A 24,722-nucleotide genomic window follows, 5' to 3' on the forward strand; every position below is an offset into this window, starting at 1 on the left:
CTGCCGAGCGGGTTCTGACGGACATCAGGCGCGCCACGCACAGTCATCACAATGCTTCGCGGGCTCAGGAGGCATGGCACGGCGCAGGAAGGATGCCTCACTCTGGAGCCATGGAGGCAGCTTCCTGACCTCATTGACGATGTCCGGGCCTTCCGCCTGTGATTTAGGATCTCATCTCGTCTTAAGGACGGTGAGGGCGGCAACCTGGCCGATCCTGTACATGCTATGGCAGAAACCCACCCCGAAAACGGGGGGGCAGGACGATAGGGCTCATATCATCGTGAGGGCGTAGTCCACCGCCTCAATCAGGCTCGATGCCTCGGCGATGCCTTTGCCGGCAATGTCAAAGGCGGTGCCGTGATCGACCGAGGTGCGGATCACCGGCAGGCCGAGCGTTACATTCACCCCGTTCAGCGCCGTCCAGCGCCCGGTGGCCGGGTCAACCGAGAAGCCGAGCAGCTTCACCGGGATATGGCCCTGGTCGTGATACATCGCCACGACTGCATCAAAATCCCCGCCGCGCAGCCGCACAAAGACCGTATCGCCGGGAACAGGCCCGAAGACCTTCTCGCCTTTCGCCTGGTACTCCGCGACCAGCGGCGCCGTCACATCGATATCATGACGCCCGAAGATCCCCCCCTCGCCCGCATGCGGGTTCAGTGCGGCAATGGCCACGCGCGGCGCCGGCATCCCCATCCGCCTCAGCGTCGCCAGCGTCAGATCGGTGACATGGGAGATGCGGGCCGCCGTGGCGCGTCCCGGCACCTCCTCCAGCGCGCAATGGGTCGAGACATGGCTGACCCGCATGCCGCCATGCGCCAGCATCATCACGCTGCCCTTCACCCCGGTCAGATCGGCGAGCATCTCGGTATGGCCGGCATAGTGGCGCCCGGCGAGATTCAGCGCCTCTTTGTTCAGGGGTGCCGTGACGATGCCGTCAATCCGCCCCGCCATGGCAAGGCGCACCGCGATGGCTATGGCCTGATAGGCCTGCTCCCCTGCCGCCGCCGTGACCTCACCCCAGCGGATCTCAGCGTCAGGCGCCGGGGTCGGCAGGATCGCGGCCCCTTGCAGCCCGGCAAGCTGCGCCTCGCTGATCACAGGTGGCGGCTGCAATCCGGTGACCTCCGCCGCCAGCGCGAGCGCGCCGGGATCGCCGATCACCACCAGCGCGAATGCGTCCTGAGCCAGCCTGTCCTGCAGATGCGCCAGTGTGCGCAGCGTGATTTCCGGGCCAATTCCGGCGGGATCGCCAAGCGTGATGGCAAGAAGCGGGCGCGACATTGGAACCTCGGGCTGTATCAGACTGAAATCTTTTGACACTATATGAAGGATATTGGAAGTATATTCCGGCGTAATATGGAATGTATTGAAATATTCGCCGCGACATTACAGAATATCCTGCACCCCAACCGCACCGGAAAGACGCCCCATGCTGCCAGCTCTGCGCCAGGCCCGGATCATTGAATTCCTGCGCCGTGACGGGGCTGCGGGGCTGAAAGAAATGTCAGCCGCGCTCGGGGTCTCTGTCTCGACGCTGCGCCGCGATGTCGACATGCTTTTTGAAGCCGGGCATCTGGAACGCACACGCGGTGGCGCGCTGCTGACCGGCAGCCTGCGCGCCGGGCCCGAGCTCGGTCGCGCCATCGCTTCCGAGCTGGAAAGCGGGGCAAAGGCAGCAATCGGGCGCGAGGCCGCGCAGCTGATCCGCCCCGGCATGACCGCAATCTTTGACAGCGGCTCCACCACAGCGGCGGCGGCGCGGGCGGCGCGCGACAGCGGCACGGCCTTTACCGCCGTCACCAATGATCTCGCAATCGCCGCGACGCTGGCGGAGGCGCCGCAGATCCGACTGATCGTCGCCGGGGGAGAGCTTCGCCCCGGTTCCGGCACGCTGATGGGGGCGGATACGCTCGATCTGATGCGGCGACTGCGCGCCGATCTGGCTTTCGTCGGCGCCCATGCGGTCAGCGAGACCGAGATGTCGGATACTTCGGTCGAGCTGGCTCAGCTCAAACGCGTGATCCTTGCCGCCGCCGACCGGCCGGTGCTGCTGGCGGACAGCTCGAAGATCTTCTCACGCGCCTTTTGCAGCTTTGGTCTGCTGCGACAGCTGGACCGGCTGGTGACGGATGACCGGCTGGGGCTTGATCAGCTGGCGGTGCTGCAACATGCTGTTCCCCAGGTCGATCTGGCGGCACTGCCGTGAGGCTGCGGCTGATCGCAGATGATCTGACCGGCGCGCTGGATGCAGCGGCGCCCTTTGCAAGCGATTCCGCGCCGGTGCGGTTGACGCTGTCAGCCGGCGGCGATGCGCCCGCGCTGAGCCACAGCACCGAAAGCCGCGATCTGGCAGAGCCGCTCGCCTACGGGCTGGTGCGTGATGCTACACGTCGGATGGCGGACCCGTCGGCGCTCTGGTTCAAGAAGGTCGACAGCGTGCTGCGCGGCCACCCGCTGGCCGAGACGCTGGCGATGATGGCAGCCGGCGGTTTCACGCGTTGCATCTTTGCGCCGGCCTTCCCCGAAATGGGCCGGATCACCAGGGAAGGGCGCCAGCTGGTGCAGGACGGCGGGACCTGGCGCGAGACCGCACAGGGCGATCTGCGTGAGGCTTTCGCCCGGCTGGCGCCGGAGCGGGAAATCCATGTGCCGGATGCGAAAAACGCGGCGGAATTGCGCGCAGCCATCCGCCCCTGGACCGGGATGCAAGGCACGCTCTGGGCGGGAAGCCGGGGGCTGGCCGAGGCGCTGGCCACCCCCTCATCGCCGCTGCCGCGCCCGGAGGTAGGGCTTTTCATCCTTGGGACAGCGCATCCCGCCACCCGCGCGCAGGCGGCAGCACTTGCCCCCCTGACCCGTCCGGCTTCAGGGGCCGGGCTCGATGCCGACAGCGCGAAACCTGTCCTGCTGGACCCGGTGCCGCTCAGCGCCAATGCGCGCGAGACCCATGCGCGGCTGCGCGACAGCCTCGCGCGTCTGGACCCCTGCGGCGCGGGCGCGGTTTTCGTGACCGGCGGCGATTGTCTGAGCCTTGTTCTGGCTCAGACCGGCACCGAAGCCCTCGACTGTATCGGCGAGGCCGGTCCGGGCATCCCTGTTTCGCGCTTCATCGGCGGCCGGTTCGACGGGCGTTTGCTGGTCTCGAAATCCGGCGGATTCGGCGGCGCCGATCTGCTGACAGGCTTCCTCAGGCGCTGACGGGGATCTCGCGGGAGGCGGGCAGCCAATCCAGCGTTTCGGCGGTCATCCTGCCGGGCCGGTATTCCGCCCCGATGGGCGCCGTCCAGCCAAGCGCGCCGATCCGGGCCAGCACGGCAGAGTAGTCCAGCTCGCCATGATCCGGCGCGCCCCGGTCCGGCACCGAAGCAATCTGGACATGGCCAATAAGCGGCAGCAGGCGCTCGAACCGCCGGCAGATATCACCGCCGCAGATTTGCAGGTGATAACAGTCGAACATCAGCTTCAGCGCCGGATGGCCGAGGTCTGCGATGATCGACGCGGCCTGTTCAGCGCTGTTGAGGAAATAGCCCGGCGCATCATATGGGTTCAGCGGCTCGATCAGAATGGTACGACCGCCTGCCTGCGTGCAGGCAAAGGCAAGATTGGCGCGGAACGCAGCATCGGCCTCCGGCCCCGCGGCGATCCCGGCCATCACATGCACCGCCCCGGCGCCAATCGCTTCGGCATAAGCGAGCGCCTCCAGGATCGCATCCCGCGCCTCTGCCTCGCGCCCGGGAAGCGCCGCCAGCCCGTTCTCACCAGTCGCCCCGCGCCGCGTGTTGAGGCCGAGCATCCGCAGCCCGCTCTCCTCCAGCGCCGCCTTCACCTGGGCCGCCGGCGTCTCATAAGGCCAGTGGCATTCGACCGCGTCGAAGCCGGCCTTCGCGGCGGCGCGGATCGCATCGGGAAGCGGCAGATCGGCCCAGAGAAACCCGAGATTTGCGGAAAAGCGCATCCCGATCAGCCCCCGCTGCCGGGCAGCGTGACCCCGGCCCGCGCGGCGAGCACCTTCGCCACCGCCGCATCATCCTCGCGCCCGAGCCCGGCGCCTGCGGCCTCGCGGAACAAGGCGAGCGCGCTGTCGGAAAGCGGCACGCTGGCACCAAGCCCCAAAGCCGCGCCGGTTACGATACCGAGATCCTTGACGAAAATATCCACCGCCGAATGCGGCGTGTAATCGCCATTGGCGATATGCGGCGCGCGGTTGCCAAACATCCAGCTCATCCCGGCGCAATCGCCGATCACCCCGATCACCTCATGCAGATCAAGGCCGGCGGCGCGGGCCAGCACCATCGCCTCGGCCGCAGCCGCAATATGCACCCCGGCCAGCAACTGGTTGATCATCTTCATCTTTGATGCAGCCCCGGGCGCCGCGCCCAGCCGGAAAACCCGCCCCGCAATCGCGTCAAGCGCCGGGCCGGCCTTGAGGAACGCCGCTTCGGGGCCAGAAGCCATCACGCTCATCTCGCCTGCCAGCGCCTTCGCGGAACCACCTGAAACCGGGGCGTCCAGCGGCAGCATCCCGGCCTCGCGCAACCGGCGCGCCTGATCTTCGGCCCGCGCCGGATCCTGCGTCACCGAGACCGCGAAGACGGTACCAGACTGTGCCACCGCGACCGCCTGGCCGGTGCCGAACAGCACGTCTTCGGCCTGATCGGCATTGACGACGAAAAGGAAGACCACCTCCGCCGCCGCGACTGCCGCAGCAGCGGTCTCATGCGCGAGACCGCCCTGTGCGGCGAAATCCGCCCGCGCCTCGGGGCGGATATCAAAGGCATGGGTTTCCAGCCCGGCGCGCAAGAGCGACAAAGCCGCGCCACGCCCCATCGAGCCAAGACCGATCACGGCCACAGCACCCGTCCGGGTCATCATCTTCTCCATTAAAAGGCCCGGCCTCAGCCGAGCGGTCTGCCGCCATCCACGGCGATCACCGTGCCGGTCGAATAGGTCAGAAGCCCCGCCGCCGCGACCACGGCATCGGCGATATGCTCCGGCTGCGCCAGATCGCCCAGCGGCGTGCGCGCGGCCTGTTCGTCGCGCCAGTCCTGGCTCAGTGATTTGACGAAATCGGTATCGACCAGCCCCGGCGCCACCGAAAGCACCCGGATCTTGGGCGCCAGCGCCCGCGCGAGCGACAGCGTCATATTGTCGACCGCTGCCTTTGACGCGCAATAGACGATATTCGACCCCATCCCCGTCCGGGCCGCGATGGAGGAGATGTTGACGATCACTGCCTTGCCGCCCGCGCCCCGGTCGGACGCATCCAGCATCGGCCGCATGGCGCGGGTCGTGGCGATCAGACCGCGCACATTCACCGCGAGGATATCGTCGATGATCTGATCCTCCAGCGCGTCAAGATCGCCATGCGGCACGAAACGCGTGATGCCGGCGCAGTTCACCAGAATATCCAGCCCGCCAAACGCCGCCCGGATCTCTGCCGCCGCCTCTGCCAGCGCGGCGCTGTCGGTGACCGGCGCGCGCAAAGGCAGATGCCCCTCGCCCGGCATCGAAGCCGCCAGCGCCTCGGCCCCTGCGGCGGCGCTGTTATAGCCCAGTGCCACCCGCGCGCCCGAGGCCGCGAGACCGATGGCGATGGCGCGCCCGAGGCCGCCGGTCGCGCCAGTAACAAAGGCGCGTTTGCCTGTAAGGTCGATCTTCATTTCGCACCTTCCCGCGCCCTGAAAGCGGCGAGCCGCGTCAGGCGCCCGTCACGCCAGGCCCTGCGAGCCGCAAGCTCACCCTCCGGCAGCGCCGCACGGCGCTCGGCGGAAATGCGGGCGATAAGGTCGGCAGACCAGGGCTGCGGGTCGCGGCGCGATTCCGCTATGGAATGATAAAGCGGGCCAAGCCGCGCCGCATAATCCGCCACGCCCCCGGGCGCGTTGAGGTCGATGGTCTCGAACGGCCCCATGAAGGACCAGCGCAGGCCGAGCCCATGTGCCACGGTCGCATCAATATCCGCCGCCGTCGCATAGCCCGCGTCATAAAGCGCCCAGGCCTCGTTCAGCAGCGCACCTTGCAGACGGTTCAGCACAAAGCCCTCGATCTCGCGCGTCAGCGAGACGGGGACCTGGCCCACCGCCTCCATCAGCGCGCGGGTCGAGGTGACGGCATCCGCGTCGGTCCAGGGCGCCGGCACCAGTTCCACCACCGGCACCAGATGTGGCGGGTTAACCGGATGCGAGATCAGGAAGCGATTGCGGTTCGCACAGTCTTCGGTGAAAGCCGAGGCCGGAATTCCGGAAGACGACGATCCGACCACCGCACCCGGTTTCAGCAGCGGGCCGATCTGACGGCAGACCCCTGTCTTCACATCCACCCGCTCAAAGACCGATTCCTGGATATAATCGGCGGGGCTGACGGCTTGCGACAGACTTTCCACCACGCTGATCTTCGCCAGCGCGGCGCCTGCATCATCGGCCAGCCCAACCTCAGCCAGCTCGCTCAGCGCGGTCTGCGCCCAGGGGATCACCTTCGCACGCACTTCGGGCGACGGATCAAACACCAGCACCTGATGCCCGGCGCGGGCGAAGACCACCGCCCAGCCGGAGCCGACCAGCCCGGCCCCGACAATCCCAATTACAGCTTTTCCTGACATTATGCGACTTTCGAGGCCTCACCATCGGCGAGGCAGATTTCCGAGATGCGCAGCCCGTCTTTGGTGATGCGCGAGGGGAAAGTATCGCGCAGCCGCTCCTCATGGACCGGGATCACACGATGAGCGTCATAGCCGGCCTGCTTCATCATCTCTTCCGTCGCCAGCACCAGATTGGTCTGACTGCCGACGGCGAGACCAACCGGCACATAGATCTCGCCTGCATCGACGGCAGCACCCGGGCCTTTCACGTTTTCAAAGACATAGACCAGATCGCCGGCCAGCACCCAGGGGTCTGCCGACTGTGTCTGACCGTCATTCCGGACCGTGACCCACATCGAGCCATAGGTGTGGCTGTCTTCGGCCAGATGCAGATCGATCCCCGGCAGAACATTCTCGACGGCGCCATTGACGGTGATCAGCCGGCGGTCGCGTGCCAGCTCCACCCCACGTACGATATCGCCGGGATCGACCGCGACCATCATCCAGCGCATCCGCTCGGGCAGCGACATCGCCCAGACCCATTTCGCGATCTCGCGCTCCTGGATGTAGAATTTGGCGTTGGGAAAGTCTTCGACATTGCCGAAATGGTCGAAATGCGCATGGGTGATGAAGACGGTATCGACGTCTTCCGGCGTCAGCCCGATCCCGGCAAGAACCTCACGCGGGCTGCGCCAGTTCTCGACCTTGAAGCGGTCGCCCAGCGTCTTGCCGTAAGCCTTGTCATTATAGCCGACATCGACCATGGCGACGTGATCCTTGCCCTTGATCACGACATAGCAATAGGGAAGCTTCACATAGCCCTGGTTATGGGCGCCATAGAGCACGCCGCTCTTGTGATAGTCTTTCACGAACGAATATTCGCAAACCCAGATCGAATAATCGGACATCATTTCCTCCCTGAACTGTCCCGGATCAATGCCCGCCGCAGGCGCAGCAGGCATGGCTGAAATCAATCATCTGCAGTCCGGCGCGCGTCTCGGCGCAGGTTTCCAACACGGCATATGCGCGGCGGATCTGCGCATTGAGCGCGTCGAAAGTGGCGTCCGCCCCCGGCGCATCCGCCCGCCAGGCAACCAGTCCGTCAAGGATTGCGCGGCAGAGTCCGGCGCTGGCAGAAAGCCGGTCGCGATGAGGGGCAAGCGGGCCGGGGGCGGCAAGCGCGGCAATCTGCGCGGCAATCTCCGCTTCGCGCTCGCGGCAGGCTTTCACCTCGGGCAGACCGGCGTGATCGGGGCGCGAAGTGAGCCGCGCGAGGATCAGAAGTCCGGCCAGCTGCCCGACCAGCCGACGCAGATCGTTGAAAACGGCGCGGGCCGCGACGCCGTAGCGCCCGGCAGCGTCGGAGGCGAGCGCCCGCGCTATTTCGCCCTCGTCAGGCAGGATCTCAGTGGGCGGCGGCTGCATCGGGGCGGTGCAATCGGGGCGGTGCAGCACCGCGAGCCGCTCAAACAGCGCGGCACCCTGCGGGCGGGGGATAGGATGGCCGCTCATTCTTGTCTCCCCGCGGTGGTGCCACGTTCGATCAGCGGTTTCGGGGCGATGCGGTGCAATTCGACCGGCGTCGCCGGATCAGCCGCCAGCCGCGCCGCCAGATCGACGGTGACCGCCAGCATCTGGTCAATCGGCTGCGGGATCGTTGTCAGCGAATGCGATGGCCAGGAGGCCATGGCGATATCATCGAAACCGACCACCGAAATATCAAGCGGGGCCCCGATCCCCAGCCGCGCCCGCACGCCTTCGACAAAGCCGATGGCGACGATATCATTGGCGCAGAATACGCCATCCGGGCGCTCCGACAGCGCGGCGAAGGCCTCAGCGCCCGAGAACCCGGCCTCATAGCTGAAATTCCCGACCTCGACCTTTTGCGGCTCGGCCAGGCCGCGCTCCAGCGCGCGGTCTCGAAAACCCTGCCAGCGTTCGATATTGGTCGAGGCATCGGGGAAGGCCGCGACATAGCACAGCCGCTGGTGCCCCTTGTCGATCAGGTGATCGGCGGCCATGCGGGCGCCGGTGATATTGTCACAGGTGACACCATGTCCGGCCGGGTCCGAGGACAAACGGTTAAAAAAGATACAGGCGGTGCCGGCGGCGGTGCATTCCTGCACCGCGCGCGACGACATGGTGGCCGCGAGGATGATGATCAGATCAGGCTGATAGGTCAGCGCCTGTTCCACTGCCTCGTCGATCCGCTCGGGCGCCTCGGCGGAGACCAGCATGACATTCATGCCGATCTCCTGCAGCGCTGTGGTCAGCCGGGTCATCACCTCCGGATAGAAGGGGTTGGTGATGCCCGCGACCACAAGGCCGACGATCCGCGTCCGCCTTGTGATCATGGACCGTGCGAAAGGGTTGGGCCGGTAGCCCATCTCTTCCGCGGCTTCCAGAACCTGGCGGCGGGTTTCCGGGGCAACGATGGCATCGGGATAGAAGGCGCGTGAGACGGTCGAAACCGACATCCCGAGTGAACGGGCAAGATCCTTGACCGTCACCCGCTTGCGCGAACCACCCTTAATGCTGTCGTCACTCATAACCCTTCCTCCGGTCTTCAGGCTGCGTTTGAACCGCCATAGCGGCGAACGCGGATATTCGCCTGTTCTGCATGGCCCGCAAAGCCCTCAAGCATGCAAAGCCGCGAGGCATATTCACCGACCATCGCCGAAGCGGCGTCGGTGGTGACGCGCTGATAGGTGCAGGTCTTGATGAACTTGCCGACCCACAGCCCGCCGGTATAGCGCGCAGCCTTTTTGGTTGGCAGCGTGTGATTGGTGCCGATCACCTTGTCACCATAAGCAACATTGGTGCGCGGGCCAAGGAAGAGTGCGCCAAAATTCTGCATGTTTTTCAGGAAGTAATCCGGATCGCGGGTCATGACCTGGACATGCTCATAGGCCAGATCATCGGCGACTTTCAGCATCTCTTCTTCACTGTCGCACAGGATCACCTGGCCGTAAGCCTCCCAGGCCTTGCGGGCGATATCGGCGGTCGGGAGCACGCCAAGCTGGCGCTCGATCTCGGCCAGGGTGTCATTGGCAAGCTTTTCCGAGGTGGTGATCAGCGCCGCCGGGCTGGTCGGGCCATGTTCGGCCTGGCCCAGAAGGTCGGTCGCACAGATCTCGCCATCAACGGTGTCATCGGCGATCACCAGCGTCTCAGTCGGGCCGGCGAAGAGGTCGATGCCGACGCGGCCGAAAAGCTGACGCTTTGCTTCGGCGACAAAGGCATTTCCGGGGCCGACCAGCATATCGACTGGCGCGATGCTCTCGGTGCCAATCGCCATGGCGCCAATGGCCTGAACGCCGCCGAGGCAATAGATCTCATCGGCGCCGGCGAAATGCATCGCCGCGACGATGGCCGGATGCGGTTTGCCATGGAAGGGCGGCGCGCAGGCGATCACCCGCTTCACGCCGGCAACCTTGGCCGTCAGAACCGACATATGTGCCGAGGCGACCATCGGGTATTTACCACCCGGCACATAGCAGCCCACGGCTTCGACCGGCACATTGCGATGGCCAAGGAAGACGCCCGGCAGAGTTTCGACCTCCAGATCCTTCAGGCAATCGCGCTGCGCCTTTGCGAAGTTGCGGACTTGGGTCTGCGCGAAATGGATATCCTCCAGATCGCGGGGCGAAACTTCCGAAATCGCCTGCTGGATTTCAGCGTCTGAGAGGCGGAAGCTTGCCGGCGCATAGCCGTCAAATTTGCCTGCCAGCTCGCGCACGGCGGCATCACCGCGCGCCTCGATATCGGCAAGGATCGTCTCGACGGTTTCCTTAACGACGGCATCATTCGCCGAGATCGCTTCGGCCGTCTGTCCCTGCTTGAGGTATCTCATGATGGTGGTCCGGTTCCTGTGTGGTGGCCAGTCGGGAAAGGCACGCGCGGGGACGGGAGCGGTCCCCGCGCGCAGGGGTTGCGGGCCGGGTTCAGCCGGCCCGACAAGGATCAGGGCTGAACGGTCGGCTCGACTTTGGTCAGCTTGTAGAGATCAGCGGGCGGCTCGCAGTCCTGGCAGTTGATGCCCGGCTCGTTGGCGCCTGCCGGCACATCTGCGGGCAGTGCCTGGATGGTTGCGCCCTCAACCGGGGTGCCGTTCAGCGCCGAGTCGATGGAAAGCTCGGGCAGCAGCACCGGGTCCAGCACCTGGGTGACGAAGGAAGACGGCACGCGGTCGGCCGGGAAAGCATTGCAGCCATTCTCGAATTTCTCGCCTTCACAGATCTTCACATCGGCAGCCGGCACCCAGGGCAGCGGGAATTCGATATTCATCGGCTCCAGCTCGCGCTTGCCTTCAAGGATCTCCATCATCAGTTTGAACGCATAGCCCGATTGCGCCGGTGGCGAGCCAGCCGAGACACCTTTGAGGCCCTTGGCCTGCATGTCGGGATCTGCCAGCGCGAGGCGGAAGCCATTCGAGTTTTCACCGGTCATCGCGACAAGACGGTCGCCTGCATCAAGCAGCGCCTGGATGGCACCGAATTCACCGGCCTGGGCCCAGATGCCGTCGACATCCGGATGCGCGGCCAGCGCTTTGGCCGTTTCCTGCTGCGTGGTGCGGTCGTCCCAGTAGGAATAGTATTCCGCCACAACTTCGATGCCGGGATACTGGTTGAAGACATGCATTGCGCCATCGGTATGGCGCTTGTCGACCGAATTGCCAGGCACGCCGCGCGACAGGAAGATCTTGCCCTTGCCGCCCAGTTCGTTGACCAGCGCCTGAGCCGAGTTCTCACCAAAGCCCGAGGTGATATAGCTGACATTGTAAGCGCAGGGCTCGGTGACGGTGGCGTCATAGGTGAAGAACAGGACCCCCTCATCGCAACCGCGTTTGATGGTGCGGTTCAGCGCGGTCGAGGAGATCGGGAATGTGATGATCCCATCGGCACCATCCTCGATCATGCTCTCATAGGCCGAGATCTGCGCCTGGGGATCGGTGCCCGAGATCACTTCGATCAGCTCGACCGTCTCGTTATAGGGCGCTGTTGCTGCAAGGGCCTTAACGATATTCGCCGCCTCCGACTGCCAGGAGTTGCCGGAATAGGAGAGTGAAAGATAGATCTTGTATTTCTTGCCCTCTGCCGCAGCCGGATCAGCGGCAAGTACACCTGCAGTGGCCAGAGCCAGCGCCGAAAGCGAGAGTTTCGCGAATGTGGTGGTCATGGTTTCGTTTCTCCTCCTGAAAATCTGTTGGTCTCTGCATCCGGCGCCCGCTCAGGCAGGCGCCGCCCTCCCCTGACCTCAGCCCTTGCGGACCAGGGCACGGATCTTCTCGAACACCTCGTCGCGCAGCAGCAGCAATGCGACGAGGATGATGGCGCCTTCGATGATCGTGCGAAGGCCGAATTGCAGCCCGATCGCCGAGATGATGGTGCCGAGCGTCGTCAGCAGGATCGCGCCGCCGACGGTGCCGAGGAATGAGCCCGAGCCGCCAAGGATCGACGAGCCGCCGATCACCACCGCCGCAATCGAGGGCAGCATGTAATTGTCACCCATCCGCAGCGTGGCGCCGTTCGAATAGCCGGCCAACATCATGCCGGTGAAACCGGCGCAGGCGGCGCTGATCACATAGGGCGCTACCTGTGCGGTCAGCATCGGGATGCCGGCGATACGCGCAGCCTCGGGATTGGTGCCAAGCGCGTAGAGATAGCGGCCGAGCGTGGAACGCGACTGCACCAGCCAGCCGAACGCCACGAAGAGGATCAGGAACACCACCGGCAGCGGCACGCCGGCAAGCTGCGATTTCATCAGCCAGGTCAGCGCTTCGGGCGAGGCCCCGCGCGGCGTCCCTTTGGTCATGCCAAGTGCGACCGATGCCACGATGATCGAGGTGGCCATGGTCATGATGAAGGGCGGCACTTTCAGCCAGACGACGCCGATGGCGGTGGCAAGCCCCACTCCGGCGCAGATCACCACGACAAGCGGCAGAAGATACCAGGCACCGGGATTTCCCGCTCCCACGAGACTGGTCGCCAGCACCCCGCCAAGGGTGATCAGCGCCGGCAGTGACAGGTCAAGCCCGCCGGTCAGGATCACCAGCCCCTGGCCGAACGAAAGAACCACGAGGAAGGAGGCCAGCACCATCACGGTCTGCACCTGCGCCCAGGAGCCGAGATTGGGGCTGATGAAGCGCGAGCCAAGCAGCATGAGGATGCAGATCGCAAAGACCACGAGCGTCGAGATCGTCTCGCGCGAGATCCTGGCCGCGCCACGCCGGTCGGGGGCGGCTGCGTAACTTGCGGATTTTTCGGCTGAAGTGGAAGTACTCATCTGTTTCATCTCAGCGCTTCCCAATGCCTGTGCCGCGCCCGATCCCCGCCAGCACACCGCTGAAGACCACCGCGAGGATCAGCACCGCGCCCTGGAAAATCCCGGTATAGAAAGAGGCGACGCCGCTGGAGAACAGCACCTTTTGCAACAGCATCAGGGTGCCCGCCCCCATGACCGAGGCGAAAAGCCCGCCCTTGCCGCCCGTGAAAGCGGTGCCGCCAAGCGCCACGGCGGCAAAAGCCAGCATCAGCAATGGCGTCCCGGCATTGGGGTTGCCGGTCGCGGTCTGCGCCGAGAGCATATAGCCCGCCAGCCCGTAAAGCATTCCGGCGCCGACAAAGGTCAGGAAGCGCACCCGCGCCACCGGCACGCCGGAAAGCCGCGCTGCCTGCTCATCCTCGCCAATGGCGTAAAGCGCGACACCCCAGTCGGTGCGGCGGGCGAGGCTCCATACGAGGATCACCGCCAGCACGACCAGCCCCGAAACCGGCACCACACCCCAGAGCCGGTCGGTCAGCTCATAGCTCACCCAGTCGGCCACCTGGCCGCCGGGCGCATCAAGGATCACCAGTGCAATGCCCTGGCAGATGATCATCGTCGCCAAAGTCGCCGCGATGGCCTGGAGCCGCAGCCCCGCCACCAGCCAGCCATTGACCGCGCCAACCACCGCACCGATGCCGAGACAGATCCCCAGCGAGGCCAGTGCCCCTCCTGGACCCTGCAGGGGATAGACCGCCATCACCACATTGGTGAGCGAGACCACCCCGGCGAGCGAAAGGTCAAAGCCCCGCGACAATACCACCAGGGTCTGGCCTGCGGCGGCAAGCGCCAGCGGCACCGAATTGTTCACCAGATTGCCAAAGGCTCCCAGAGACCAGGCACGCGGCTGCTGCCAGACATTGATCGCGTAAAGGATCACATAGATCAGCACGATCAGCACCGCGCCCTCGGTCAGAAGGCTTTTGAGCACCGGCTTTCGTTTCATTTGTCTCTGTTCAGTCGCGGAACTCATGCCGCCTCCCCTTTTGCGCGGGAAGCATGTTCCGCTCCCTGGCCCAACATGGACGCGACAAGGCGCTGTTCGGTGATCGCCTCGCCCTCGAAAATGCCGTTCACGCGGCCGCCGTAAAACACCAGCGCGCGGTCGGCGAGCTGAACGATCTCGGGTAGTTCGGATGAGTAGAACAGCACCGAGCCGCCCTCATCGGCAAAGGCCCTGATCGCGTCATAGATCGCCTGTTTGGTGCCGACATCGACGCCCCGCGTCGGGTCATAAAGCACCAATGTGCGGGCGCCCGTCGCCATGGTGCGCGCGATCAGCGCCTTCTGTTGGTTGCCGCCCGAGAGGTCTCCGATGGCAAAACCCAGATAACGCGGGCTGAGATCGACCTTCGAAGCCGTCTCAAGCGCATGTTTCGCTTCTGCTTTCGGCCCGACAATCAGCGCGCGCGAGATACGGCCCAATACCGGCAGCACCACATTCGAGGCGGTAGAAAGGCCGGCCAGGATGCCCTCGGTCTTGCGCTCTTCAGGCAGGAAGGCGATGCCGCTGCCTGCGGCCAGCGCCTGGCGCGGGCTGCGCAGCGTGACGGGCTTGCCATCTACACGGATCTCGCCGCTGCTGACCGGCTCCAGCCCGGCAAGCATCCGGAAGAGCCCGCGCTGGCCCTGTCCCTCCAGCGCCGCGACGCCCAGAACCTCGCCCGTGCCGAGCGTGAAACCGGCGCCGTTCACGCCCCGGCCTGTTACGTCTTTCACCTCAATCCGGTGCGTGGCCGTCGCACGTGGTGCGCGGGCCGGGCGGGCGTGATCGACCTTGTGGCCGACCATCATCTCGAAAATATCGTCATCATCCGCTGCCGCCAGATCGACGCTCGCAATCGAACGCCCGTTCCGCAGCACGGTGGCCCGCGTCGCCAGTTCACGCACCTCTGGCAGGCGGTGCGAGATATAGAGCACCGCAAGGCCGCGGGCGGTACTCTTGCGGATCAGATCGAACAGCCAGTCGGTCTCAGCCAGCGAAGCAGTCGGCTCGTCAAGAATCAGCACTTTTGAGGCATGTTCCATCGCGCGCAGGATCTCGATGCGCTGACGCTCGGCCAGCGGCAGATCGGCGATCAGACTGCGCGGGCTGATGCGGCCCATATCGTATTTAGCCAGGGTGGCCGCGGCCTTTTCCTCGCCAAGGCGGCGGGAATTGATGCCAAAACCACCTTTTGGCTGATGCGGCAAATGCAGGTTCTGCGCCACGGTCAGGTTGCGCACGAGGCTCAGCTCCTGAAACGCGGTCGCCACGCCCATGCTTTGGGCCGCAAGGATCGAGCCCGGCGCATAGGCCGCCGCGCCGATCTGCATCTCGCCCTGATCCGGACGCACTGCGCCGGTCAGGATCCGCACCAGCGTCGATTTACCAGCGCCATTCTCGCCCAGAAGCGCGTGGACCTGGCCCGCTGCCAGCGAAATATCGGCATGTTCCAGCGCAACGGTCGCCCCGTAAGCCTTACGCAGGCTTTCGGCACATAGCGCCACCGCCCCCGCAAATGCCGGGCTGCCGCTTTCGCGGCCGGTCGCATCAGACATAGATCTCCTCCCTCGCCCCGGAAAAGTTTGCGTCAAACTAATGCAAACGTTCTCTGGGAACGTTTGCATATAAGAATGATTCCTTTCTTCGGGTCAAGCAGTTAAATTTTCGACCAGATCAGACTACGGCTCAGGGCCAGATCAGCGCCTCAGCCAGGATCTGACATGCCAGGGCGACGAGAAATATTATCACATGATTTCTGTATGTTACCGAATACAGGATCGCGGACTAACCAGACCCGCACCGGGTGAGTCGCAGCCTGCCACTCGCCCGTCCGGAGAAATGCCAGCTCCGCACCGTCGTTCCGCAGCGCAACCCGCCCGACCCGGGATCAGAGCAGCGAAACTCCGGATCGCGGCGGTCCAGACGCGGGGGCAAAGCACGAGGTCGGAAAACTCTGCCCGCGAGCGATCCAACCCTGGGGAGTGGATCAAATCAGCTACCGGCTCCGGTTGCTGCGGAATGAAACTTCAGCAGGTCAATCGCAGGTCTGCATTACGTCGTCTCATGGCTCGCTCTGAAACCGGCCTTGGCTCTCATCCGGGTAAAGCTGCCCGAAGTCCCGGCCGTGTTGCCCTGCGCTTGCTGGAAGCTCGGGTAACTGCCAGATAATCTGAGCAGTGGTGTTCCCCTGACACAGCCGGCCCAGCCGATGGCACCTACCAGAACTACCGGGTCTCATCGGTGACCTCGATGCCGCGCTTATGCTGCTGAAGCTTTACTCCCGGTCATGCGCCGGGGTGTAATGCTCCCTCAGAAGGACATCGATATCCTCTAATTCGCCATTGGCGATGAAATCTGCGAAGTGACGGTGGAGCGCAACTTCGCTGGTACGGTCTGCGACACGCGCCCAATCGCGCAGAAAGACAATCAGACAATGCTGGGCCAGACCTTCCCAGATCTTTGCCGCGAGCTCGTTGCCTGAATGTCTCAGAATGGCACGGTGGAAGGCAAGGTCTGTCTTCCCAAGCAGCAAAGTATCGTCAGACCCCGCCAGGTCACGCATCTGGGAAATATGCTCTTCCAGCTCCTCCAAAAGTTCAGAGCGGTCGAAATTCTCAGACATGACGCGCCGCAATACCACCCGTTCGATCGAATGGCGGACCTCATAAAGATTATCAATGAACGCATCCGAGTAATCGGCAACCTTAAGGCCCCGCTGATCGCTCTCGACCAATACGCCCCGCAGGTGAAGTTTCTGCAAGGCTTCACGCGCGGGCATCCGGCTGACATTCAGCGTCGCTGCCAGCTCGGCTTCGGTGATCCGGTCGCCCGGGCTTTTCTCTCCAAGCGCAATGGCCAGGACGATGCGTTCCTCGACCTCGTCTGCGGTGGTTCGGGGCCGGGGAATGGCCGAAAGCGCGCTTGGTCGCGCTGAGGCTGTCACCTGGGCATCTCGCGGCCGAATTCTGGTCTCCAAACCGGGAACCCCTCATTGAGTATTTCTAGATTACACGTACTGAACTCTTGGGCCATTTATGCGGCGGCAGCACCAAAATGAAAAGCGCAGCCTGAAAAACCGCGAAACCCAGCTTCTATTCGCGTTGTGTCACACGCAGGAAAGCCCTGGTCCGCTCCATTTTTGGGGTGTCAAAAAATTCCTGAGGTGGGGCGTCTTCAACGATTACCCCCTGGTCCATGAAGATCACCCGATCGGCGACCTGGCGGGCAAAACCCATTTCATGGGTGACCACCAGCATCGTCATGCCCTCGGCCGCAAGCGCCTTCATAACCTCCAGCACTTCGCCCACCAGTTCGGGGTCAAGTGCGGAGGTCGGCTCATCAAAGAGCATCGCCTTTGGCTCCATCGCCAGGGCCCTCGCAATGGCAACCCTTTGTTTCTGGCCACCTGACAGTTCCTCGGGCCATGCATCGATCTTGGCACCAAGGCCCACCCGCTCCAGCAGATCTCGCGCCTTCGCCTCCGCCTGCGCCCGCGGCAGCTTTCGGACCCGCATGGGAGCTTCGGTGACATTCGCCAGCGCATCCATATGCGGGAACAGGTTGAAATCCTGAAACACCATGCCGAATTCGCGCCTTGTTTCATCAATCTCGGCTCTTGAGCGCGAGATCATCCGACCATTCCTGAAATCACGGTAGGCCAGTTTTCCATCAAGGGTGATCTGGCCTGCCTCCGGCTGCTCCAGATAGTTCACGCAGCGCAGCAGCGTGGACTTGCCCGATCCTGACGGACCGATGATGCAAACCACATCCCCCTTCGCGACATTCAGAGAGACCCCGTTCAAAACCTTGAGCGGGCCGTAAGACTTCTCAATCCCTTCAAGCCTGATCATATCCGGCCTCCCTTTGCGCGGCGCTTTTTCGTGCCTGCATAACCCCTGGAAATGCGGGCCTCGAGTTTTCGGACAAAGATTGCAGCCGGATAGCCGACGCTGAAATACATAATCATGCAGACCGTATAGATGGTGAAATACTGGTAGCTACGCGCCGCGATGATCTGGCCCGAGAATAACAACTCCTGAACCGTCACCACCGAGGCCAGGGCGGTATCTTTAAACAGCGAGATGAAATAGTTGCCCAGGGCCGGTGTTACCGTGCGGATGGCCTGCGGCAGAATGATCCGGATGAACCCCTGCTGCCGTGACATGCCAAGGGCGGCATAGGCCTGAAACTGACCCTTTGGCACCGACAGGATGCCTGCACGATAGACCTCGCTGAGATAGGCCGTGTAGTGCAGCGTGAGCGCAAGCATGGCGGCCGTAAGCCCATTAAGCCGTATGCCCACACCGGGCAGCACGAAATAGAGATAGACCAGTTGCAGCACCAGCGGCGTGCCACGCAACACTTCGACATAGACCCCTGAAATGAAGCGGATCAGGAAGTTCTCGGACATCCGGCCGAGTGCGACAGGTATGGCAAGCGTCAAGCTCAGGGTAATCACAACCAGCGTCATGCCAATCGTGACGGCGAAGCCTTTCAGCAGGGTGGGATAATATTCCGCCACCACTGAAAAATTCAGAAGATCCATCGGGCCACCTCGGTGAACCGGGGCGCGACACACGCAAACGCGTCTGCGCGCCCCGTAATTTAGGGGTTAGTTGGAAACCGGGAAGTAGAAGAGATTACGGTCAGTCAGACCATAATTCCTCAGCACGCCCGATACTTGCCCATTGCCGCGCACTTCGGCCAGCGCCATCGACATAGCGCTGCGCAGCATGCAATCTTCCATGCGGATACCGTAACGCGCATAGCCATAGCCGTATTGGAAGATCAGCTCATCCGGGATTTCCACCCCTGCGACCATCTCAATCGACTCGTCTTTGTTTTCGGCGATATAGGTCGCCACCTTGATGTCGTCTTCCAGGATCACGTCGACGCGGCCTTGCGACAGGCTTATGAATTGGTCAGCGTCGGTCTGGAACGGGACCACGTCAACGCCCAGCGAACGCAGGTACTCATCAGCCGCCGAACCCGCGATGGCACCCACGCTATGGTCCTTCAGATCCTCAAAAGAGTGGATCGCTTTGGGATTGCCCTTGCCGACGGTGATTGCCGGACCATACCACCAGCCGGGGCCGGTGAAGCTGACAACCTTAAGACGATCGGGAGTGACGTGGATGTTGGCCGCAACCATGTCGATCCGCTCGGAAATCAGCGACGGCGTCAGAGAAGGGAACGGCGCGACTTCGTACGTGATCTTGTCAATGCCAAGCCAGCCGAGCGCTGCCTCGACGATTTCGACATCGATGCCCGACGCCTTGCCCGTCGCAGGATCAAGCGAGGTATAGGGCGGGCTGGGGCTGATCCCAAGGGTGATACCATTGGTCTGCGCATCCGACAGCGAGGTGTCACCGGCGCAGGCCTCGAAACCCGGGGTGAATTCAAAGCGGGCGGCTGCATCCTGCGCCAGCACGGGGGCCGCGAAGGTCAGCGTCGCGGCAAGGGAGAACCCTAGTTTGATTGCCGTGGTCATGGGGTCATACTTTCCTGTTGGTTTCGGTTATTTTTAACTGGACAGAAATTACGGTCAGGCCGTAGCCGGGCTTATCGCGGCGTCACGCCTCCTTTCTTCTTCAAGGGGATGGTGAAATCATCGTAATCGTCCCGGGTCCGGGCCCGGGACTCAGATGGTTATGCCTCCGTCGACATTGATGGCCTGACCGGTGATAAAGGCCCCCTCATCCGAGGCCAGGAAGGCGCAGATCCCCGCGATCTCTTCTGGCGTGCCAAGACGGCCCAGGGGCTGACGATCGACAAAGGATTTCAGCGCGGCCTCTCGAGAGTTCATCTGTTGACCCAACGCGGTGATCCGCTCTTCCAAAGATGGCGAATGAACCGTTCCGGGGCAGACAGAATTGGCGCGGATCCGGTGCCCGACATAATCCGCAGCGATGGATTTGGTCAGGGCGATGACGCCGCCTTTGGCGGCACCGTAAGCCGCCCGACGCGGGAAGCCCTTGATCGAAGAGACCACCGAGCCGATGGTGATGATCGATCCCCCGGCCTGTTTCATCCTGGGGACTGCCGCGCCAAGGACGTGAAAGGCACTGTTCAGGGTTATCGCGATGGACCGATGCCATTCCTCAGCTTCGCATTCTTCGATGCTGCCCTGATGCACATAGCCAACCGCGTGAACCAGAATGTCGACCTGTTCAAAGCCCGCGAAATAGTCAGCGACAGCATTCGCGTCGGTTGCATCCAGTTTGGTGCGTTCGCCAGCCGAGAAACTCGCCAATGCCGCCTCGTTCAGATCCGAGGCAAAAACCCGCGCGCCTTCGGCTGCCAGCCGCTCGGCGACCGCGCGGCCGATGCCCTGCCCCGCCGCCGTTACAACCGCCACTTTGCCGGCCAGACGCTCCGTCGGGACAAGGTTCAACGCGCCGGTCATTTCACGCCCCTTTGTGAGATCGGGGTCACAATCTGCCGCTGCACACCCAGTCCCTTGATGCCCACTTCCATCACATCGCCGGGTTTCAGCCAGCGTGGCTCTTTCATGCCAAGGGCCACGCCAGGAGGGGTGCCGGTGCAGATCAGATCGCCGGGCCTCAGCTCGCAGAAAGCGCTCATGTAAGAGATGATCGTGGCCGGATCGAAGATCATCTTCGCGGTCGTGCCGGTCTGCATCCGTTGACCATTCACGCTGAGCCAAAGATCCAGTGCCGCGATGTCGCCCAGTTCATCAGCCGAGGCGATAAATGGACCGGTCGGGCAGAAGTGCGGATAGCTTTTGCCCTTGATCCACTGCCCGCCGCGTTCGATCTGCCAGGCCCGCTCGGACACGTCATTGACAATCGTATAGCCCAGCACATGCGAGAGCGCGTCTTCGCGGGCGATGTTCAGGCCCCCCTTGCCGATGACGATGCCAAGCTCCACCTCCCAGTCGAGTTTGGTCATGGATTCGGACCAATAGACCGGATCATCCGCGCCGCAATAGGTAGTCGAACCTTTGCTGAACAGGATCGGTTCACTCGGGACCGGCATGCCAGATTCAGCGGCGTGATCAGAATAGTTTAACCCGATGCACCAGATGTTCGGCGGCTGTGCGATGGGCGGCAAAAGCCGCACAGTGGCGCTGTCAATGACAGGCAGGCTATCCACTGCGACTGCAGCAAGAACCGATGCCAGCTCAGCCGCATTCTCCGCGGTAAAATCCGTTACTATGCCCGAGACATCGCGCGCTGCCCCCGCATCGTCCAGCAAACAGGGGATGATGCGACCGGATTGTTCTAAGCGTTGCAGTTTCATAGGCGGTATTCCTCAGAAGCTTTTGCGGCGCGCCTTAGGGCGCGAGGTCAGGATCAATAGGTAGCGCGACCGCCGGACAGGTCGAAAACCGCGCCGGTGGTAAAGGAGTTCTCCTCCGAGACCAGCCAGGCCACCATCCCGGCCACTTCATCGACTTCGAGGAAGCGCGCTCGCGGGATTTTCGAGAGCATGTAGTCAATGTGCTCCTGGCTCATCTGATCGAAGATCGGTGTGCGGGCTGCGGCCGGGGTGATGCAGTTCACCGCAATATTCTTGCCGGCCAGTTCTTTGCCCAGCGATTTGGTCAAAGCGATAACCCCGGCTTTCGACGCAGAATAGGCCGAGGCATTGGGATTGCCCTCTTTGCCCGCAATAGAGGCGATGTTCACGATCCGCCCGTAATTCCGCGCTTCCATTCCGGGCACGATGGCCTTGTTCACATTGAAGGTGCCGATCAGGTTGATCTCAACCACACGACGCCAGTCAGCGTCGGGATAGTCGGTCAAACGGTGGTTCGGACCCGCTATTCCGGCAGAATTGACCAGAATATCGACATGGCCCAACGCGGCTTCGGTCTGTGCCATTGCAGCAGCGACTGAAGCCGCATCTGCCACATCGGCCCTGATCGCTACGGCCCCTCCGACGGCAGCCGTATCTGCATTCAGATCCCAGACCGCAACCCTCGCACCCGAGGCGGCAAGCCGCTTTGCGACCGCCAGGCCAATCCCCTGCGAGCCACCGGTGACGACTGCCGTTTTTCCATTCAGATCAATATTGTTCATTCCGCGCAGTCCTCTCTCAGGCCGAAAAGATCGTCTTGCCACCCACCCGGATCTCAACCGGAACGCGGTAGCGCTCGAGTGCCGAAACGTTGATTTCAACCCCAAGGCCTGGCCCCTCGGGCAAATGGATCAATCCCTCAGCATCCGGTGTGATTTTGGTCAGGGTCAGGTCGCGTGCCACGTCGCGCAGCTCGGTGGGGAATTCGCAGATCCGGTGCTCTTCCAGCCCTGCGAAAGGTTGCAACGAGGCTGAAAGCGCCAGGTTCGATGTGAAGGTGTGGTTCACATAGGTCACGCCCCGGGCAGCGGCGTAATCCGCCACTGCCTTGGCCGGGCCTAGGCCGCCAATCCGACCGCAGTCGATCTGGATGAAGTTCACCCCGCCGAATTCGATGAGATGTTCAGCCATTTCACGGTTATGCGCGGCTTCGCCCCCCGCTATCCCCACCCCGGTGCCCCGGGCCTTTTCAACCAGACCCCGATAGGCGACCAGTGAGGCACCGCCAAAAGGCTCTTCGAAGAAGGTCACTCTGTTGCGGGACAGGGCCTCAAGCCGGGCCGCTGCTCTTTCAACGTCATCGCCAAAGATCTGGCCGGCGTCGATCAGCAGAACACCTTCCTCTCCCAGTCCCGCGCGGGCCGCGTCGGCCTGGGCAAGATCCCCCGCGAGTGAATCGCCAAACGGAGCCCAACCGAACTTAGCAGCCCGGAACCCCCTGGCCCTGATTGCACGGGCGCGTTCAAAGGTTTCCTCCGGGGTCGTGCCGAACAGTGTCGAAGCATAGGGAAGCTTGGGATAGGCCCTTTCATAGCCCAGCAATTTCCAGGCCGGCTCCCCGCGCGCCTTCCCCAAAAGGTCCCAGAGCGCCATTTCGATACCGGACCAGGTATGCGCCGCCTGAAGCAAATCCATTGATCTGTAAGCCACCTGCGCCGCTATCTCTGCGATATCGGAAGGCTTTTCCAAGATCTGCCCAAGCACCGAAGCCGATACCGGCTGGCAGGCGCCGTGGGACATCGGGGTCACAAAGGCCGCAATCGACACCAGGGGCGAGGCTTCGCATTCCCCCCAGCCTGTCAATCCACCGGCTTGCACCCGAACGACCAGGGCGTCCTGGCTGCCATCCGCCGCGATGGTGACCTCTGGCATGGCAATATAGAAGAAATCTACCGCTTCGATCTTCATGCTGCACCTGCCAGAAGTTTTGCCGCCTCGGCATCAGCCGAAAGCTCGGCCACCGCATCCGGCAGCAGGCGCAGACCCAGGCCGGGCGTGTCCGGGATCTCAAGCAGGCCCTCGTCATCCAGCGCCCAGGGTTTCTCTACAATATCATCGATATAGGGAGATCCGCCGATGAACTCGACCATATCGGTATCGGGGAAGGCAGCCGCCAGTTGCAGGTCTGCGGCAAGGCCCACCGCCGTGTTCCAGCCATGGCCGATATATTGAATGCCGAAATCATTCGCCATCCGCGCAATGCGCAGCTGTTCGGTGATACCGCCGACTTTGGTCACATCCGGTTGCACGATATCCAGCGCCCGCGCCTCGAACCACGGCAGATAGGACTGCCGCCGGGTGAGACATTCGCCGCCGGCAATCGGGACCGGGCTTTGCAGGCGCAGCTGACGAAAATCATCCAGAGCATCAGGATGCAGCGCCTCTTCGAACCAGGTCACGTCGTAATCTCTGAGCATTTGTGCTGTGTTCAGCGCCCATTTCAGACCGTTCGGCCAATAGGCATCGCTGGCCCCTGCATCCACCATCAGCCGGCAGTCATCCCCGGCCCCTTCGCGGGCGGCGCGTATGATGGCCTCATCCAGCTTGCGGTCATTCCGACGCCCGAACGGCCCCCAACCGATCTTGATCGCCCGGAAACCCTGCGCGCGGTAATAAGCGGTCCGCTCGCGCATCAGATCCGGCTCTTCCATCAGGATCGAAGCATAGGCCATCACCCGGTTGCGATAGCTGCCGCCGAAAAGCCGGGCCAGCGGTTGGCCACAGCTCTTGCCGAACAGATCCCAAAGCGCGATGTCGATGCCCGAGATCACATGCGTCAGCGTGCCGCCGCGGCCCATCCAGAACGTGTTCTGATGCAGCTTCTCGCTGACGCGCATCGGCTCCAGGGCCGACTCGCCGATCAGCAATGCGCGCAGCACATCCAGTCCGGCCCTGACCAGCCGCGCGTCAGTAAAGACCGAGCCGATCCCTACCTGTCCGTCATCGGTCTGCACAAGGATCAGCGCATGGATCGAGTCTTCCGGCCTGATTTCATTCGACCAGCCGCCTTTCGGGGATTTTCCAAAGAGGCCGATGGCCTCCACTCGCGAAATTCTCATATGCGCCTCGGCATGAATAAGGGGGTTTCAGACCCGCAGATCTGAGCCCGCTGTCAGTACGGGCCGTGGTGAACGAGCCAGTCGGGAATCTCCCGAAGGCCGGTCGTCACGGGGACCGCGCTTTACATACAAGACACGGTATACCGTATGTCAAGTTAATTTCTGCGCCTGAGGCTGGCTGAAGTCGGCGTAAATGGCGTTGCGATCTTGATTGAGGCCGGAACGAGCATCATTCCCCACAGCATGGATCTTGCACAGCAGGTGACCCGCGGCGGCAGCAGCCCGTATTGCCGGGCGCCTCACACGTCTCGACTTCGACATGCCCGACGAATTGGCTATCTGCCCTTCGCGCAATCCGATCATCGCCAGTCAAATGCGGAACAGCCCCGAAAATCCCGCCTGACGAGTTCAGGATTTCGCCTCAGGAGGTTTGGTCGCCTGGACGTCATGG

24 protein-coding genes are annotated in these 24,722 nt (G+C 63.0%); 2 read left to right on the top strand and 22 right to left on the bottom strand.

The annotated features are described in order from the left end of the window. Nucleotides 1–270 precede the first annotated feature (270 nt). Nucleotides 271–1,284 carry a 4-hydroxythreonine-4-phosphate dehydrogenase PdxA gene (pdxA, locus tag BLW25_RS23220; protein WP_092904816.1) on the bottom strand — a complete coding sequence of 338 codons (1,014 nt, stop codon included), beginning with the start codon at nt 1,282–1,284 and terminating at the stop codon, nt 271–273. 148 nt (nt 1,285–1,432) lie between these two features. Here pdxA and BLW25_RS23225 point away from each other — a divergent pair, with 148 nt between their 5' ends. Together BLW25_RS23225 and BLW25_RS23230 are read left to right on the top strand one after the other, a co-directional pair. Then, nucleotides 1,433–2,209 carry a DeoR/GlpR family DNA-binding transcription regulator gene (locus BLW25_RS23225; RefSeq protein ID WP_092904635.1) on the top strand — a complete coding sequence of 259 codons (777 nt, stop codon included), beginning with the start codon at nt 1,433–1,435 and terminating at the stop codon, nt 2,207–2,209. After that, nucleotides 2,206–3,201 (top strand): four-carbon acid sugar kinase family protein, encoded by a 996-nt coding sequence (locus BLW25_RS23230; RefSeq protein ID WP_092904637.1) that lies wholly within the window; start codon nt 2,206–2,208, stop codon nt 3,199–3,201. The genes BLW25_RS23225 and BLW25_RS23230 overlap by 4 nt, the downstream gene beginning before the upstream one ends. Here BLW25_RS23230 and BLW25_RS23235 read toward each other — a convergent pair. The 21 genes from BLW25_RS23235 to BLW25_RS23335 form a co-directional block, all read right to left on the bottom strand. After that, a complete protein-coding gene (locus BLW25_RS23235) occupies nt 3,191–3,958 on the bottom strand; it encodes a hydroxypyruvate isomerase family protein (RefSeq protein ID WP_092904639.1) in 768 nt (255 codons plus the stop codon). The two genes, BLW25_RS23230 and BLW25_RS23235, sit on opposite strands and share 11 nt — an antisense overlap. Nucleotides 3,959–3,963: 5 nt before the next feature. Beyond that, nucleotides 3,964–4,872: an L-threonate dehydrogenase gene (gene ltnD / locus BLW25_RS23240; RefSeq protein ID WP_216279508.1), complete on the bottom strand. Its 909-nt coding sequence runs from the start codon at nt 4,870–4,872 to the stop codon at nt 3,964–3,966. A gap of 26 nt (nt 4,873–4,898) precedes the next feature. Further along, a complete protein-coding gene (locus BLW25_RS23245; RefSeq protein WP_092904643.1) occupies nt 4,899–5,663 on the bottom strand; it encodes an SDR family NAD(P)-dependent oxidoreductase in 765 nt (254 codons plus the stop codon). After that, nucleotides 5,660–6,601: a 3-hydroxyacyl-CoA dehydrogenase gene (locus BLW25_RS23250; RefSeq protein ID WP_092904645.1), complete on the bottom strand. Its 942-nt coding sequence runs from the start codon at nt 6,599–6,601 to the stop codon at nt 5,660–5,662. The genes BLW25_RS23245 and BLW25_RS23250 overlap by 4 nt, the downstream gene beginning before the upstream one ends. Beyond that, nucleotides 6,601–7,488, bottom strand: coding sequence for an N-acyl homoserine lactonase family protein (locus tag BLW25_RS23255; protein ID WP_092904647.1), 888 nt, complete (start codon nt 7,486–7,488; stop codon nt 6,601–6,603). The genes BLW25_RS23250 and BLW25_RS23255 overlap by 1 nt, the downstream gene beginning before the upstream one ends. A gap of 25 nt (nt 7,489–7,513) precedes the next feature. Beyond that, nucleotides 7,514–8,092: a hypothetical protein gene (locus BLW25_RS23260; RefSeq protein WP_092904649.1), complete on the bottom strand. Its 579-nt coding sequence runs from the start codon at nt 8,090–8,092 to the stop codon at nt 7,514–7,516. Next, nucleotides 8,089–9,129 carry a LacI family DNA-binding transcriptional regulator gene (locus BLW25_RS23265; protein WP_092904651.1) on the bottom strand — a complete coding sequence of 347 codons (1,041 nt, stop codon included), beginning with the start codon at nt 9,127–9,129 and terminating at the stop codon, nt 8,089–8,091. Before BLW25_RS23265 ends, BLW25_RS23260 begins: the two co-directional genes overlap by 4 nt. 17 nt (nt 9,130–9,146) lie before the next feature. Continuing rightward, nucleotides 9,147–10,433 carry a histidinol dehydrogenase gene (hisD, locus tag BLW25_RS23270; RefSeq protein ID WP_216279509.1) on the bottom strand — a complete coding sequence of 429 codons (1,287 nt, stop codon included), beginning with the start codon at nt 10,431–10,433 and terminating at the stop codon, nt 9,147–9,149. Nucleotides 10,434–10,543: 110 nt separating this feature from the next. Then, nucleotides 10,544–11,758: a sugar ABC transporter substrate-binding protein gene (locus BLW25_RS23275; protein WP_092904655.1), complete on the bottom strand. Its 1,215-nt coding sequence runs from the start codon at nt 11,756–11,758 to the stop codon at nt 10,544–10,546. A gap of 78 nt (nt 11,759–11,836) precedes the next feature. Then, entirely contained in the window at nt 11,837–12,865 is a 1,029-nt protein-coding gene (locus BLW25_RS23280; RefSeq protein ID WP_171909734.1) for an ABC transporter permease, read from the bottom strand. Nucleotides 12,866–12,875: 10 nt separating this feature from the next. Continuing rightward, on the bottom strand, nt 12,876–13,877 hold the full coding sequence (locus BLW25_RS23285; RefSeq protein WP_092904659.1) for an ABC transporter permease: 1,002 nt from the start codon (nt 13,875–13,877) through the stop codon (nt 12,876–12,878). Beyond that, complete coding sequence (locus BLW25_RS23290; RefSeq protein WP_092904661.1) at nt 13,874–15,445, bottom strand: sugar ABC transporter ATP-binding protein; 1,572 nt, start codon at nt 15,443–15,445, stop codon at nt 13,874–13,876. The genes BLW25_RS23285 and BLW25_RS23290 overlap by 4 nt, the downstream gene beginning before the upstream one ends. Before the next feature lie 719 nt (nt 15,446–16,164). Further along, nucleotides 16,165–16,833, bottom strand: a complete 669-nt coding sequence (locus tag BLW25_RS23295) for a GntR family transcriptional regulator (RefSeq protein WP_171909735.1) — start codon at nt 16,831–16,833, stop codon at nt 16,165–16,167. A gap of 148 nt (nt 16,834–16,981) precedes the next feature. Beyond that, the gene (locus BLW25_RS23300; protein WP_092904665.1) at nt 16,982–17,740 is read right to left on the bottom strand and encodes an amino acid ABC transporter ATP-binding protein; all 759 of its coding nucleotides are present in this window, start codon (nt 17,738–17,740) and stop codon (nt 16,982–16,984) included. Next, entirely contained in the window at nt 17,737–18,435 is a 699-nt protein-coding gene (locus tag BLW25_RS23305; RefSeq protein WP_092904667.1) for an amino acid ABC transporter permease, read from the bottom strand. The genes BLW25_RS23300 and BLW25_RS23305 overlap by 4 nt, the downstream gene beginning before the upstream one ends. A 66-nt stretch (nt 18,436–18,501) precedes the next feature. Continuing rightward, nucleotides 18,502–19,380 carry a transporter substrate-binding domain-containing protein gene (locus BLW25_RS23310; RefSeq protein ID WP_092904669.1) on the bottom strand — a complete coding sequence of 293 codons (879 nt, stop codon included), beginning with the start codon at nt 19,378–19,380 and terminating at the stop codon, nt 18,502–18,504. 150 nt (nt 19,381–19,530) lie between these two features. Next, nucleotides 19,531–20,295 carry an SDR family oxidoreductase gene (locus BLW25_RS23315; RefSeq protein WP_092904670.1) on the bottom strand — a complete coding sequence of 255 codons (765 nt, stop codon included), beginning with the start codon at nt 20,293–20,295 and terminating at the stop codon, nt 19,531–19,533. Next, nucleotides 20,292–21,152 (bottom strand): fumarylacetoacetate hydrolase family protein, encoded by an 861-nt coding sequence (locus BLW25_RS23320; RefSeq protein ID WP_092904671.1) that lies wholly within the window; start codon nt 21,150–21,152, stop codon nt 20,292–20,294. Before BLW25_RS23320 ends, BLW25_RS23315 begins: the two co-directional genes overlap by 4 nt. A 53-nt stretch (nt 21,153–21,205) precedes the next feature. Then, nucleotides 21,206–21,934, bottom strand: a complete 729-nt coding sequence (locus BLW25_RS23325) for an SDR family NAD(P)-dependent oxidoreductase (RefSeq protein ID WP_092904673.1) — start codon at nt 21,932–21,934, stop codon at nt 21,206–21,208. Nucleotides 21,935–21,950: 16 nt separating this feature from the next. Continuing rightward, nucleotides 21,951–23,120: a mandelate racemase/muconate lactonizing enzyme family protein gene (locus tag BLW25_RS23330; protein WP_092904675.1), complete on the bottom strand. Its 1,170-nt coding sequence runs from the start codon at nt 23,118–23,120 to the stop codon at nt 21,951–21,953. Further along, a complete protein-coding gene (locus BLW25_RS23335; protein WP_092904677.1) occupies nt 23,117–24,271 on the bottom strand; it encodes a mandelate racemase/muconate lactonizing enzyme family protein in 1,155 nt (384 codons plus the stop codon). Before BLW25_RS23335 ends, BLW25_RS23330 begins: the two co-directional genes overlap by 4 nt. Between the last annotated feature and the right edge of the window lie 451 nt (nt 24,272–24,722).

The sequence above is a fragment of the Rhodobacter sp. 24-YEA-8 genome (assembly GCF_900105075.1).
Taxonomy (GTDB): domain Bacteria; phylum Pseudomonadota; class Alphaproteobacteria; order Rhodobacterales; family Rhodobacteraceae; genus Pseudogemmobacter.

What these genes read in the sequence shown, in the direction of transcription:
- pdxA (WP_092904816.1), bottom strand. Translation starts at nt 1,284, where the DNA reads ATGTCGCGCCCGCTTCTTGCCATCACGCTTGGCGATCCCGCCGGAATT.
- BLW25_RS23225 (WP_092904635.1), top strand. Translation starts at nt 1,433, where the DNA reads ATGCTGCCAGCTCTGCGCCAGGCCCGGATCATTGAATTCCTGCGCCGT.
- BLW25_RS23235 (WP_092904639.1), bottom strand. Translation starts at nt 3,958, where the DNA reads ATGCGCTTTTCCGCAAATCTCGGGTTTCTCTGGGCCGATCTGCCGCTT.
- ltnD (WP_216279508.1), bottom strand. Translation starts at nt 4,872, where the DNA reads ATGACCCGGACGGGTGCTGTGGCCGTGATCGGTCTTGGCTCGATGGGG.
- BLW25_RS23245 (WP_092904643.1), bottom strand. Translation starts at nt 5,663, where the DNA reads ATGAAGATCGACCTTACAGGCAAACGCGCCTTTGTTACTGGCGCGACC.
- BLW25_RS23250 (WP_092904645.1), bottom strand. Translation starts at nt 6,601, where the DNA reads ATGTCAGGAAAAGCTGTAATTGGGATTGTCGGGGCCGGGCTGGTCGGC.
- BLW25_RS23255 (WP_092904647.1), bottom strand. Translation starts at nt 7,488, where the DNA reads ATGTCCGATTATTCGATCTGGGTTTGCGAATATTCGTTCGTGAAAGAC.
- BLW25_RS23260 (WP_092904649.1), bottom strand. Translation starts at nt 8,092, where the DNA reads ATGAGCGGCCATCCTATCCCCCGCCCGCAGGGTGCCGCGCTGTTTGAG.
- BLW25_RS23265 (WP_092904651.1), bottom strand. Translation starts at nt 9,129, where the DNA reads ATGAGTGACGACAGCATTAAGGGTGGTTCGCGCAAGCGGGTGACGGTC.
- hisD (WP_216279509.1), bottom strand. Translation starts at nt 10,433, where the DNA reads ATGAGATACCTCAAGCAGGGACAGACGGCCGAAGCGATCTCGGCGAAT.
- BLW25_RS23275 (WP_092904655.1), bottom strand. Translation starts at nt 11,758, where the DNA reads ATGACCACCACATTCGCGAAACTCTCGCTTTCGGCGCTGGCTCTGGCC.
- BLW25_RS23280 (WP_171909734.1), bottom strand. Translation starts at nt 12,865, where the DNA reads ATGAGTACTTCCACTTCAGCCGAAAAATCCGCAAGTTACGCAGCCGCC.
- BLW25_RS23285 (WP_092904659.1), bottom strand. Translation starts at nt 13,877, where the DNA reads ATGAGTTCCGCGACTGAACAGAGACAAATGAAACGAAAGCCGGTGCTC.
- BLW25_RS23290 (WP_092904661.1), bottom strand. Translation starts at nt 15,445, where the DNA reads ATGTCTGATGCGACCGGCCGCGAAAGCGGCAGCCCGGCATTTGCGGGG.
- BLW25_RS23300 (WP_092904665.1), bottom strand. Translation starts at nt 17,740, where the DNA reads ATGATCAGGCTTGAAGGGATTGAGAAGTCTTACGGCCCGCTCAAGGTT.
- BLW25_RS23305 (WP_092904667.1), bottom strand. Translation starts at nt 18,435, where the DNA reads ATGGATCTTCTGAATTTTTCAGTGGTGGCGGAATATTATCCCACCCTG.
- BLW25_RS23310 (WP_092904669.1), bottom strand. Translation starts at nt 19,380, where the DNA reads ATGACCACGGCAATCAAACTAGGGTTCTCCCTTGCCGCGACGCTGACC.
- BLW25_RS23315 (WP_092904670.1), bottom strand. Translation starts at nt 20,295, where the DNA reads ATGACCGGCGCGTTGAACCTTGTCCCGACGGAGCGTCTGGCCGGCAAA.
- BLW25_RS23320 (WP_092904671.1), bottom strand. Translation starts at nt 21,152, where the DNA reads ATGAAACTGCAACGCTTAGAACAATCCGGTCGCATCATCCCCTGTTTG.
- BLW25_RS23325 (WP_092904673.1), bottom strand. Translation starts at nt 21,934, where the DNA reads ATGAACAATATTGATCTGAATGGAAAAACGGCAGTCGTCACCGGTGGC.
- BLW25_RS23330 (WP_092904675.1), bottom strand. Translation starts at nt 23,120, where the DNA reads ATGAAGATCGAAGCGGTAGATTTCTTCTATATTGCCATGCCAGAGGTC.
- BLW25_RS23335 (WP_092904677.1), bottom strand. Translation starts at nt 24,271, where the DNA reads ATGAGAATTTCGCGAGTGGAGGCCATCGGCCTCTTTGGAAAATCCCCG.